This is a genomic window from Yersinia artesiana (assembly GCF_902726545.1).
Taxonomy (GTDB): Bacteria; Pseudomonadota; Gammaproteobacteria; order Enterobacterales; family Enterobacteriaceae; genus Yersinia; species Yersinia artesiana.
Genome location: NZ_CACVAD010000001.1, coordinates 46072 through 58635 on the forward strand (window position 1 = coordinate 46072; position 12564 = coordinate 58635).

Consider the following 12564-nt stretch of genomic DNA (forward strand, 5'->3'; position numbering starts at 1 on the left):
ACATCTCCCCCTAAATCACAACAGCCAAATTATTGACGGTTTATCCAGCAGGTCAAGCAGATAAATCCAGATTATTGTTTAACCTGAAGCGGCACTGCGAGCTCATTGTTTAAACCAGTGGCTAAGCCACGAGCCAGCCAAAATACGCTATGGAAAATCATTAACCCTTATAGTAGTGTTTCTCGTCACACTGATCCATTGATAACGTATATAGTTACCAATGAATAATTACGATAATAAAACATTCTGGGCAAAATCGGATACGTTATTCTAATTCCGATAACAACTAGCGAATATGTATGAAAAAAAACACTTATCAACGGGAGTACTTTTTAGACGCCATCCGCGCCTATTTGATGTTACTCGGCATTCCTTTTCATCTTTCTCTTATATACTCCAGCAATCATTGGGCGGTGAATAGCAGCCACCCTTCATTAGCATTTACCCTATTGAATGATTTCATCCATGCTTTTCGCATGCAGGTATTTTTTGTTATTTCCGGCTATTTTTCATTCATGTTGTATCAGCGCTATGAGCGCCAGCGCTGGCTTCAGGTTCGTCTGGAACGTGTGCTCATTCCGCTCGTTACCGCTATTCCACTCATTACACTGCCCCAGTTCTTCTTACTTAAGAATTACACCAATAAATTACAAAATTGGAATTCATTTACAATTTATCAAAAAATAAATATTGCTATTTGGGAAATTGTTTCACATTTATGGTTTTTGTTAACGCTCGCATTGTTAACGGCCATCTGTTTTTATCTGTTTCAGAAAATGAAGAATAAACAACATTCAATCCCTGCTCTGATAAAAGGAATGAATAATATAGGAAAAGTCTCACTATCATTGTTTGTATTCGTGTTCGTTTATTCAGTTATCCGGAGAATAATATTTCTTCTCAACCCTGAAATTCTCTTTAATAGCATCTTCAATTTCTTTGTTATGGAGACGGTTTTTTATCTGCCCTTCTTTCTTCTGGGTGCCTATAGTTTTATCTATCCCCCGCTCAAACAGGTATTTCTCACTTTCTCACCGGGTGCATTAGTGGCTTCAGTGCTATTGTTTGGTGCTTACTATTTAAATCAACATATTAATACTGCTGAGTTTTTTGCCTTTGAATTAGATCTGATCATCAAAGCATTAATCGGTGTGACCATGACCAACGTGATCTATTCTCTTGGGCATCGGTTACTCAACTACCCTTCTGCCCGGGTGACTTATCTGGTCAATGCCTCTCTTTTCATCTATCTGGTTCATCATCCTTTGACCCTGGTTTATGGTGCCTTCGTGACACCACAAATTGACAACAACGGGCTGGGTTTCATACTAGGAATGGTCTTTGTTTGCTTGATTTCGTTTATGTTGTATGAGGTACATCGCCGCATTCCTTTACTAAAATTCTTATTTTCAGGCAAGCCGCAGCAGCAAACGGCGTAATCAAAGTATTATCCAAAGGAATAACGTTATTGCTAATCGATTGATTCATCCGCATACCGTTTTGGTCATAAAACCGCTACACTGTCAGGCCATCATGTAGATGCGGGATGGCAAATGCCTCACTGTGCGCTCTCCTTTCAGAGCAACTATCCTGTTGATTCCTTATCAGGATTTGTTTCACTTGCAGTGACAACAAAAAGAGGAATTGTGATGAGTAAGCAAGAATCTATTGAGAATAATCCCACATCTGATACGACGCCAGTCACCGAGTTCAGCACCTTATTTGCCTTGGTGAGTCGCCTTAGCGGTGCACTGGATAGCGCGATCACCGGCAAAGATCGCAGTGTATTAGTCAATGAACTTTCACAACTTTCTGTCGATAGTCTTCCTGAACAAGAAAAATCAGTGACGGCTGAAGCCCTGAAAAGAGCTTTGGCTGCACTAAAACGCGACTAGTTTTCATCCAACGCTCACCCTTGATTCCCCGCAGGGCAATGAAAGGTGAGCGATCTGGCTACACCTCCCAATAATTTCCTCTATACCGTCTCATTTAACACATTGAATTGGGTCATATCTTCCCATCGACACCTCTAAATCTGTGTATAATATTTCTCCCTACCCGCCATTTATTTTCATATCAGGAGATCTCCCACATTGGACGCCATCACTATTAACAGCCTTTTTTTGATTGGCGCAGTGCTGGTGGGAGCCAGTATTTTACTGAGCTCACTCTCTTCGCGATTGGGCATTCCCATCTTGGTCATTTTTTTGGCCATTGGTATGTTGGCGGGCGCCGACGGCATCGGTGGGATTGCCTTCGATAATTATCCTGTTGCGTATCTGGTCAGTAACCTGGCGTTGGCCGTCATTCTGTTAGACGGCGGCATGCGTACCCGCGCATCCTCCTTTCGCGTCGCATTGTGGCCTGCCCTCTCGCTGGCAACCGTCGGCGTGTTGATTACTGCCGGCCTGACCGGTTTGGCCGCAGCCTGGCTATTTGATTTGGATATCATCCAAGGCTTATTGATTGGCGCGATCATAGGTTCAACCGATGCGGCAGCCGTTTTCTCACTGTTAGGCGGCAAAGGTCTCAACGAGCGGGTCAGCGCCACTCTGGAAATAGAATCAGGCAGTAATGACCCGATGGCCGTATTTCTGACCATTACTTTGATTTCCATGATATCCGCCGGAGAAAGTAGTCTGAGCTGGATGTTTTTGGTGCATCTGATTCAGCAATTTGGTTTGGGCATTATCATCGGGTTGGGTGGAGGCGGCTTGCTGTTATCGCTTATCAATCGGATAGAATTGCCCAGCGGTTTATACCCATTATTGGCCGTCAGCGGTGGGATTTTGGTGTTTTCACTCGCCACCGCAATGAACGGCAGCGGAATTTTGGCGGTCTATCTCTGTGGCCTGATGCTTGGTAACCGCCCTATCCGCAACCGCTCTGGGATTTTACAAACTTTTGATGGTCTGGCGTGGCTCAGTCAAATTGGTATGTTCCTGGTATTAGGATTACTACTGAACCCAAGTGAATTGCTGCCGATTGCCATTCCAGCATTAATCCTCTCATTGTGGATGATTTTATTCGCCCGGCCGCTGTCAGTGTTTATCGGCTTACTGCCCTTCCCCAGTTTTAATCTGCGCGAGCGCATCTTTATTTCATGGGTTGGTCTGCGCGGTGCAGTTCCGGTTATTTTGGCGGTATTCCCAATGATGGCCGGAATTCCCCATGCGAATTTGTTCTTCAATGTCGCCTTTTTTGTCGTGCTGGTTTCGCTATTATTGCAAGGCACCAGTTTGTCATTTGCTGCGCGCAAAACAAAATTGGTGGTGCCACCCGCGCTCGCTCCAGTGGCACGGATTGGTTTAGACATTGATAAAAATAACCAGTGGGAACAGTTTATTTACCAGCTCAGCTCCGATAAATGGTGTATCGGCGCAGCGTTGCGCGATTTAAAAATGCCACAGGAAACGCGCATTGCGGCACTGTTTCGTGGCAAAGACTTATTGCATCCCAATGGCAATACTCGCCTGAAAGAAGGCGATATTTTGTGCGTTATAGGTCAGGAACACCACTTACCGGCACTGGGGAAACTGTTTAGCCAGTCGCCCAGCATCCAGTTGGATGAGCGTTTCTTTGGCGACTTTATTCTCGATGCAGATGCAAAACTTGACGATATCTCTCAGATTTATGGCCTTAATCTGGAACAGGGGATCGATAAGCAACAAACGCTCGGCCAGTTCGTGCTCTATCTCTTTGGTGGTGAACCGGTTATTGGTGACCAGATTGAATGGGATGGCCTGACGTGGACAATTGCCGAAATGGAGTCTGACCGCGTAAGCCGGGTCGGGGTTAAAATAGTGACTGATAAGGCCTGATAATCAGAATATTTTATTTGGCTGCGATATCTTCATGCCGTGCTAACCGCACATTGCCTTGCCCGGTTAGCACGCTATTATTGCCGTGGCAATATCTCATGCAATTACAACATCTAACTTTTGCCCTGTTTAATTCGGTTAACTAGCACAATTCCCATACAAACTAATAGCAATGCCACCGCGTTTTTCCATTCCAAAATACTTTCATTCAGGAAAATGGCGGACAACACCGCGCCAGAAACTGGGATAAGGAAATTGAATGGGGCCACCATGCCGACCCGATTATATTTAAGCAATAAACTCCAAAGTGCAAACGCGGCCGACGATAACAGCACCAGATAAGCCAGTAGTAATAAAGCCTGCCAGCCAAAGTCACTCAAATGTCCGCCAAACAGATAACCGCCCAGCGTTAAAACCAGACCACCAATGGCTAACTGATAACCGGTCATTACCGTGGTATCCATGGTTTGTGAAATACGTTTACCATAAATACTGGCGGCAGAAAGGATGAAAGCGGCCAACACAACACAGCCCTCACCCATCAGGGAGAAATTGAAGTCCATTAAGTCTGAGCCAAAATTCACCACCATGACACCGGCAAACCCTAAGACACATCCAATGATTTTATTGAAAGTCAGGCGGTCATTTTTATAAATATAATGTGCCAACAGAACACTGAAAAATGTGCCCGTCGCGTTCATGATAGAGCCTTTAACCCCAGTGGTGTATGCCAGGCCAATATAGAAAAAAACGTACTGCAATGTTGTCTGTGTAAGCCCTAAAATAGCAATCTGCTTATATTGGCCCTTCTGAAGGCGACCAATAGCCTTACCGCTGGCGACAGCAAAAAATAGCAATACCAAACCTGCCAATAAAAAACGATACCCCGCAAAAACCATTTTGCTCGGAATATCATCAGCTGCAATATGGAACAGTGCGTAGCCATTTTTTATGGCGGGATAGGCGCTGCCCCACAACAAACAACAAAACGTTGCGACGAGGAAAACAAATTTTTTATTAGTAAACAGCGGAGGACTCCGGTCCACGTCAGCATCCTTTTTAGACAAGAAATGAAACATTGTTTCGTTATAACCATTTATGGTCTAAAAATCCTGTCTAATGTCACTTTTCTCTTAAAAAGATCCCGACAATTCTATTACCCCGCACCTATAGCTTACCCTGAGCCAAAAATCTTTAAACCCGGCCCTCTGTTTGTAGAATAAACGTACGATGTAGAGAAAGCGGGCATGCTATTACTCCACTCACTAAGTCTCGTTCAATGTTTGCACTCATAAATAAAGAGCGTGTACGGTGTTGTTTTAATTAAAAAACTATGGTTCTTATTATGTTAAAACTCTTTAACGTAAATTTTAATAATATACCTGAAAGGAAGCTAGACGAGATTTTCTCACTTAGAAAAATAACACTTAAAGATCGACTGGAAAGTAACCTGCATTGATGGCAAAGAAAGCAACCGATATGATGATGAGTAATTTTTTATTGATAACAGAATTATCGTCCGAGGCAAAAGGAGCAACTTTATCTTTCGCCGTCAAAATAACCTGATCAATAAGATGATAACTGTGCTTTTTATATTTTTCACCCTGCCATCTGGATGCTTTTACCTTCAGATGACCATCAACCCCGATGTCATACACCCCCTAAACACATACTGTTTCTGAGAGAAATCATCTCTGATAGTTTAATCAGCACAATTTGCTGTTTATTTGATCAGTCGCCATCTGAATTGACTCACATCGCCCTCCCTAAGACATTTATCCCATAAAAAATCTCAAAAATATTCTTCAAACACATATAAACATTAAACATATTAATGTAATGTGGGTAAAGTTGACTTAAGTCATGTCAGTAACCTAAATCAATCGTATGATAAATAAACGGTTATAATGTTTCCCTGGTGTTGGCCGAATTGGCATCCCTTACCAAATGAGATTGGTAAGGGTTTTTTTTGCCTATTATTTGAGCCTGGCTCTGATTTTTCGGATGACAGCCGCTCCACTCGCGCTATGGTAATGTTATGTTCAGCACTAAAAGCACTTATCTAAAATAGGGTTATTATCTAACCCAACTAATATGTCAAAATGCTTCATTAGTTGAGTAGCATTCATATTATGGGCCTAAAAAGGAATAAGGAATCGTGACCACTGCTGATATCAAGCCACAATCTCTCACCAAAAGCCGCGTTTTAGCGGCCGCCAGAACCTGTTTTGCCAAAGATGGCTTCCACGGCGCATCAATGAAAAGCATCTGTAAAGCCTGCGATATGAGTCCCGGAACCCTTTATCACCATTTCCCCAGTAAAGAAGCTTTGATTCAAGAAATCATCCTGGAAGATCAGAGCCGGGCCTTTGCGCGCTTCGCAGAAGAGACGTTAGACGACGATATTGTCCGGAAAACTATCGATAATATGATTGCAGTGTTAGAGGAGGATCGCACCCAACGTTCATTAGTGCTGGAAATTATGGCGGAAGGTATGCGCAATCCCGTCGTAGCCGCAATGTTACATCGCAAATACGATGCCATTATTGAGTTGATAATATCCCATCTAAAAATCAGCCAGCAGCGAGGTGTTATCGGCTCAGATGTCGATTTGAACGCAGCCTCCGGACTACTGTTATCACTGACTTACGGCATACTCGCGGATACCAATCTGAGTACAAATACCACGCCAGAACAACTGAGAACAACCCTCACGGCAATGATGCATGGCCTTCTTAATATCAAATAAATCAATTTATTAGACACTAATTCTGGTTTATTTTTTTGCACATATAATTAGAACGAACGTTCGATTGGGTATTTTACAAGCAATGTCAACTGGTGTATTTCATGGTCGTGACCTGTCGCGCCTTTCCAGTGATTGCGAATTAACTTTTATGATCCACGCATCACTCTGAGATTGACCCGTTATCGCTCCTACCCGCTGCATGATATTTGTTAAACCAATTAGACCAATTTGGTTTACCTGATGACAAATTGGTCAACCAGTTTGTCATTTCATTAACGAAACGGAGTAGATAACTGATGTTACGTCCTGTAGAAAACCGAGCTAGAGAAATCAAAACGCTGGATGGTTTATGGTCCTTTGTCGTTGATACCGAAAACAAGGGGTTGTCTGAACAGTGGTGGCGTGAACCTTTAGTTGATAGCCGCTCAATTGCCGTACCGGGTAGTTTTAACGAACAATTTGCCGATGCGGATATCCGTCAGCATGTAGGAAATGTCTGGTATCAACGGACAGTTATTATCCCGAGTGGCTGGGACAAACGTAGAGTCGTGCTGCGTTTTGACGCCGTGACACATTACGGCAAAGTTTGGGTTAACGACCATGAAGTGATGGAGCATCAGGGGGGGTATACCCCGTTTGAACAAGATATAAGTTCCCTGATTAAACCCGGCGAAACCATTCGAATTACTGTCTGTGTCAATAATGAACTGAACTGGCAAACCATCCCGCCGGGTATGATTGTTGAAGATGATCAAGGTAAACGTGAACAACTCTATTTCCATGACTTTTTCAACTATGCGGGCATCCATCGCAGTGTGATGCTATATACCACACCGCAAAACTTCATCAGTGATATTCATGTGGTCACTGAGCTTTCAGCCGATCACCGTCAGGCCAATGTGCTATATCAGGTCACTGCACCGGATACAGTCAGCGTCACCCTGAAAGATCACAATGGCAAAATTGTCGCACAGGGCAATGGCGCGCAAGGTACCTTATCGGTAGAAAATCCGACTTTATGGCAACCGGGTGTGGGCTACCTTTATACCCTCACAGTGACCAACAGCGGTGCCGGGCAGGCAGATGAGTACCCTCTTCGCGTGGGTATCCGTACGGTAAAAGTGGTAGGTGAGCAATTCCTTATCAATGACGAACCTTTCTATTTCACCGGTTTTGGTCGTCATGAAGATGCCGATATCCGCGGCAAAGGTTTTGATAATGCATTGATGGTCCACGACCATGCTCTAATGAAATGGATTGGCGCTAACTCTTACCGTACGTCGCACTATCCTTATGCTGAAGAGATGCTGGAATGGGCAGATGAAAACGGAATCGTCATCATTAATGAAACCCCTGCGGTTGGTTTGAATTTGGCACTAGGTTTTAATTTTGATGTGACCCAAAAACCAGCAAAATTATTCTCCGAGGAAGCCATTAACGGGCAAACCCAACAAGCGCATTTGCAGTCCATAAAGGAACTGATTGCCAGAGATAAAAATCACCCTTCGGTGGTGATGTGGAGTATTGCTAACGAACCGGATGCTAATCCGCAAGGCGCGCGTGATTACTTTGCTCCGCTGGCAGAAGCAACACGGAAGCTGGACCCTACCCGCCCTATTACCTGTGTTAACGTGATGTTCTGTACGCCAGAAACTGACACCATTACTGACCTGTTTGATGTTGTTTGTCTGAACCGCTATTTCGGTTGGTATATGCAATCTGGAAATTTGGCAAAAGCCGAACGCGCACTGGAAAAAGAATTACGCGCCTGGCAAGAAAAACTGCATCGTCCAATTATTATTACGGAATATGGCGCAGATACACTTGCCGGCTTGCACTCGATATATCACGAAATGTGGAGTGAAGAATTCCAGAATCAATTCCTTGAAATGTATCACCGGGTATTCGACCGCGTAAGTGCTGTGGTGGGTGAGCATGTATGGAACTTTGCCGACTTTGCCACTTCGCAAAATATTATTCGGGTAGGTGGTAATAAAAAAGGTATCTTTACCCGCGATAGAAAACCTAAATCTTCAGCATTCGTATTGCGTGAACGCTGGACTTCGGAGCAACCCTTTAAAAAGCCGCGTATCACGGAGTAATATAAAATGAAGAATAGCCTCACATGGAAAAACATTGTGGGCTATGGTTTAGGCGATGTTGCTAACAACTTCGCCTTTGCTATGGGCGCTATGTTTTTATTAAATTACTATACCGATACTGCGGGCATTAATGCCGCAGTAGCGGGAACCATGTTATTACTTGTCCGGGTGTTTGATGCTGTTGCTGATGTCATTGTCGGCCGTGTTGTCGATAGTACCCAAACTCGTTGGGGTAAATTCCGCCCCTTCATTTTATTTGGTGCAGTCCCACTGATGACATTCAGCGTTTTGGTTTTCTCAGTTCCGTCATTCCTTAATGATAGCTATAAAATATTCTATATTTATTTAACTTATATGGGATTGGGTGTCGCTTATTCCCTGGTGAATATCCCTTACGGTTCATTATCAACAGCCATGACGCAACACCCTGAGGAGCGTGCTAAATTAGGTGCCGCCCGGACTATCATGGCCTCATTAACCTATACGCTACTGGCATTTGTTATTGCTCCGGCAATTAATGATACCAGCGGTCATCATCAGGCAACCTACACAACTTATACTATTGGTCTGGCCATCGTTGGCGTAGCATTATATTGGATTTGTTTTGCTTCCACCCAAGAAAATATTACTCGAGTGGTCAAGCAGCCTTCAATGAAACTCAGTATGAATACGGTGAAAAGTAATAAGCCACTATTAATTCTTTGTATCGTGGCTATTTTCACCCTGACAGGTACATTCTCATTAAGTGCGGCCGGTCTGTATTATGTGCGTTATATCCTCAATGATATGAGTTATTTCAGTACGCTGATTTTTATTCAAACCTTCCTCGGTGCTATTTTGGCAGCCCCGCTGGTTCCCCGAATGGTGAAAAGCTATGGAAAGAAAACAACTTTTATTATTGGTACTGTTATAGCTTCCGTCAGCTATCTCATTCTATTCTTTTTCCTCGATAAATCTGTCTATACTGCATTCGCTTTATTTGCCTGTGCATCATTCGGGGCCAGCCTATGCATGACTGTCATGTGGGCGCTTGAGGCAGACACCGTAGAATATGGCGAATATAAAACCGGTATCCGAATAGAAGGGTTAACGTATTCACTATTTTCATTCACCCGAAAATGTGGTCAGGCACTGGGTGGTTCACTGCCGGCATTTATTCTGGTTGCCTCCGGTTACGTTTCAAATCAAGTGCAAACACCCGAAACGATTACTGGAATAAAACTGGCGGTAGCCATAGTTCCTGCGTTATGTATGTTCTTAGCCTTTTTAGGAATGTGTTTATATCCACTAACAGAAAGACGTTATCAAGAAATTGTCAGTGAAATAAATAAACGCAAAGCCAATAGCGAAGAATTCCTGGATTCCTTACATGAGATAAATGTCTACCGTAAAAAAACCGAATAACATTCTATTTTGGATAATAAATACAAATGAAAAAAATTCCGATAAATATTATATTGCCTGGGGTCGTTTTCTTATTATCTTATCAAGTGGTAGCAGCTTCTTTTTATGATGAAGAAGATGCATTAAGATTGCGTTTAAGGAATGATTTCCGTCGGGCAGAAAGAGCCAGTGCGGGTAGTGAAAAAGATATTTATGCTTGGGTGCAAGGTGCGGCACTGGAATATAACAGTCGCTATTATCAGGATCTGATTGGTGTAGATGTCGGCGGTTTTTACGTTTATAAATTAGGTGCTCGCGATAATTGGAGTACCCGTTGGTATCTCGACGGGCATGATAGTTTTGGCCGTTATACTGCGGCGTTGAAATTAAAGTTTTCAGAAAAACTATCTATTAAAGCAGGTAGAATGGTCACTGACTCGCTTTATAGTGGTCAGGAAGATCTGCCGATTATTAATGCATCATCTCAACGTACTGTTCCAACATTGTCCGATGCTGTATTAATGAAATACAGTATCGATAAGAATTACGATATTTATGCGATGTACCGCTATGGTGTATATTATTATTCCGATGTCGCGGAAGGTGTCCATCGAACCGGTCCAATAGATCCAACCAATTATCAACACAATCTTTTTCGCCCACAATATATAACGTCAGTGGTATTTCATGATTCATGTCATTATTACGCCACCAGCGGCTCATGGCAGGAAGATGTCGCCATGCAGTTAATGGCTAAAACCGCAACATGCTTGCCACTTGATTCGGGTCGAAAAGATAAGTTCAAAGCTGAATTTACCGCTTTTTATGCCAATCTAGATGGGATAACTGCTGCGTTAGATGGGCCGAAGGACACCTCATTACTCAGTGGACAGCTTAGCTATATCCACCCTGTCGGCTCATTATTTTTTGGGATAGGAAAAACAGGAGGAAAGTTAAACCGGCTTGCGGGGATTGATACTGATCTGGGATACCCTTTTGATCTCAGTATTGACCGTAATCACAGCGATATGTGGTCTTATCAATTAGGCGCAACACTTAATCTGCCCGGTAATTCTTTTATTGGCATTGCTGAAACATTAACCAATGGTTATGAAACCTATCAGCATGATGTGCAAATACGCGGTGCTGGCACGAACCTGCTTTTTGGCTGGCAAGCAGCTCAAGGGAAATTACAGGGGCTAAAAATATTTGTCGCACTTAACCGTGCTCGGGAACACCGGAATGGCAGCGTATTAGGCGATCGCTTGGATTACTACGATAGCAAAGTGAATATTCAGTATGACTTTATAATGAAATAAGTGTTTGGTATGTCACAGTTTATGATGCGGCTTTCGAATCAGGCTATCAAATAGCCTCTCGGAAGCTGCTCTTAGTGACGAGACAATTTTATTATTCGAAGAAGCAGTCAATCTAATGGGCTAACCCAGTTAGCTCAACAACGTAAGCTGACATCATGGATAAAACAAATGTTATGAGGTTACGTGCTGAAAAATAAGAAGATGCTAAGAGAAGATGGCGGAGGAGGAGAGATTCGAACTCTCGAACGGTTTCCCGTCGACGGTTTTCAAGACCGTTGCCTTCAGCCACTCGGCCACCCCTCCGCAACGAGCCGAACTATAAACAGAGCTCCGCCGCTTGTAAAGCTTGTTTGTGTTTAATCGGGTAAAAAGACACCATCTAATTATCAAATGCTGAATTAATCACCATGATGATGATTCACTGTACACCAGCTCTATTATCTAAACTCTTTATGCTACCTCTCCCCGTGGGCACAGACTTGTTTGGGATACAGACAAATATTTGCTAAATTAGCAGCCGTTTGATTGATGGGATAACTGAGGTTGTATGCTGGAGTTTGAAGGACGCACAATTGAGACCGACGCGCAGGGCTACCTGAAAAACAGCGCTGACTGGAGTGAAGCTCTGGCTCCTATATTGGCTGAACAAGAGGGCATCACCCTCACCGAACCGCACTGGGAGGTGGTGCGTTTTGTGCGTGCATTTTATCAGGAATTCAACACCTCACCGGCAATCCGTATGCTGGTCAAAGCCATGGCGCAGAAATACGGCGAAGAAAAAGGCAACAGCCGCTATCTCTATCGCCTATTCCCCAAAGGACCGGCAAAGCAAGCCACAAAAATTGCCGGATTGCCCAAGCCAGTGAAATGTATTTAATGCTAATGAATTAGTCAGGTTGATGGACTAATAGCGAATTTTGAATGTCTCAAATGGAGTGGATGGATGAGGCTCGGTCAGCAGGCGATCAACTCTCGCTCCGCGCGGCCCGCCCTGCTTAATCCACTCCATCAATTGCTCGACCGCTTGTTGTTCGCCATAAGCCACAACTTCTACACTGCCGTCATCACAATTTCGGGCATAACCTGTGACCCCTAACGCCAGTGCCTGACGTTGTGTGCTATAGCGAAACCCCACACCTTGAACGACACCATAAACATAAGCAGCAGTGCATACTTTTGCCATATCAGTT

At 43.6% G+C, this 12564-nt stretch carries 10 protein-coding genes, 1 tRNA gene and 2 pseudogenes; 9 read left to right on the forward strand and 4 right to left on the reverse strand.

The features are described from left to right. The first annotated feature begins 299 nt into the window (after positions 1-299). The 3 genes from mdoC (at position 300) to HU019_RS00230 (ending at position 3821) form a co-directional block, all read left to right on the forward strand. The gene (gene mdoC, locus HU019_RS00220) at positions 300-1439 is read left to right on the forward strand and encodes a glucans biosynthesis protein MdoC (protein ID WP_174847115.1); all 1140 of its coding nucleotides are present in this window, start codon (positions 300-302) and stop codon (positions 1437-1439) included. A 210-nt stretch (positions 1440-1649) separates the two neighbouring features. Further along, positions 1650-1895 (forward strand): hypothetical protein, encoded by a 246-nt coding sequence (locus HU019_RS00225; protein ID WP_174847114.1) that lies wholly within the window; start codon positions 1650-1652, stop codon positions 1893-1895. A gap of 198 nt (positions 1896-2093) precedes the next feature. After that, a complete protein-coding gene (locus HU019_RS00230; RefSeq protein ID WP_174847113.1) occupies positions 2094-3821 on the forward strand; it encodes a potassium/proton antiporter in 1728 nt (575 codons plus the stop codon). 113 nt (positions 3822-3934) lie between these two features. On the opposite strand, the gene HU019_RS00235 is transcribed toward HU019_RS00230, so the two are convergent. Further along, positions 3935-4867, reverse strand: a complete 933-nt coding sequence (locus HU019_RS00235; RefSeq protein WP_174847112.1) for a DMT family transporter — start codon at positions 4865-4867, stop codon at positions 3935-3937. 299 nt (positions 4868-5166) lie between these two features. Between HU019_RS00235 and HU019_RS00240 the strand changes: the two are divergent. Then, a pseudogene (locus HU019_RS00240) lies at positions 5167-5311 on the forward strand (acyl-homoserine-lactone synthase); the annotation flags it as partial. A gap of 3 nt (positions 5312-5314) precedes the next feature. On the opposite strand, the pseudogene HU019_RS00245 reads toward HU019_RS00240, so the two are convergent. Then, a pseudogene (locus tag HU019_RS00245) lies at positions 5315-5422 on the reverse strand (LuxR family transcriptional regulator); the annotation flags it as partial. Between the two features lie 557 nt (positions 5423-5979). On the opposite strand from HU019_RS00245, the gene HU019_RS00250 reads away from it, so the two are divergent. The 4 genes from HU019_RS00250 (at position 5980) to HU019_RS00265 (ending at position 11374) form a co-directional block, all read left to right on the forward strand. Then, the gene (locus tag HU019_RS00250; RefSeq protein WP_174847111.1) at positions 5980-6570 is read left to right on the forward strand and encodes a TetR/AcrR family transcriptional regulator; all 591 of its coding nucleotides are present in this window, start codon (positions 5980-5982) and stop codon (positions 6568-6570) included. Positions 6571-6866: 296 nt separating this feature from the next. Continuing rightward, positions 6867-8672, forward strand: coding sequence for a beta-glucuronidase (uidA, locus tag HU019_RS00255; protein WP_174847110.1), 1806 nt, complete (start codon positions 6867-6869; stop codon positions 8670-8672). A 6-nt stretch (positions 8673-8678) separates the two neighbouring features. After that, a complete protein-coding gene (gene uidB / locus HU019_RS00260) occupies positions 8679-10076 on the forward strand; it encodes a glucuronide transporter (RefSeq protein ID WP_174847109.1) in 1398 nt (465 codons plus the stop codon). 26 nt (positions 10077-10102) lie between these two features. Beyond that, complete coding sequence (locus tag HU019_RS00265; RefSeq protein WP_174847108.1) at positions 10103-11374, forward strand: OprD family outer membrane porin; 1272 nt, start codon at positions 10103-10105, stop codon at positions 11372-11374. A gap of 215 nt (positions 11375-11589) precedes the next feature. On the opposite strand, the gene HU019_RS00270 is transcribed toward HU019_RS00265, so the two are convergent. Next, positions 11590-11677 (reverse strand) — tRNA-Ser (locus tag HU019_RS00270). A gap of 244 nt (positions 11678-11921) precedes the next feature. Between HU019_RS00270 and tusE the strand changes: the two genes are divergently transcribed. Further along, complete coding sequence (gene tusE, locus HU019_RS00275) at positions 11922-12251, forward strand: sulfurtransferase TusE (RefSeq protein WP_174847107.1); 330 nt, start codon at positions 11922-11924, stop codon at positions 12249-12251. A gap of 27 nt (positions 12252-12278) precedes the next feature. On the opposite strand, the gene yccX is transcribed toward tusE, so the two are convergent. Beyond that, the gene (gene yccX / locus HU019_RS00280; RefSeq protein WP_174847106.1) at positions 12279-12557 is read right to left on the reverse strand and encodes an acylphosphatase; all 279 of its coding nucleotides are present in this window, start codon (positions 12555-12557) and stop codon (positions 12279-12281) included. Positions 12558-12564: the final 7 nt, after the last annotated feature.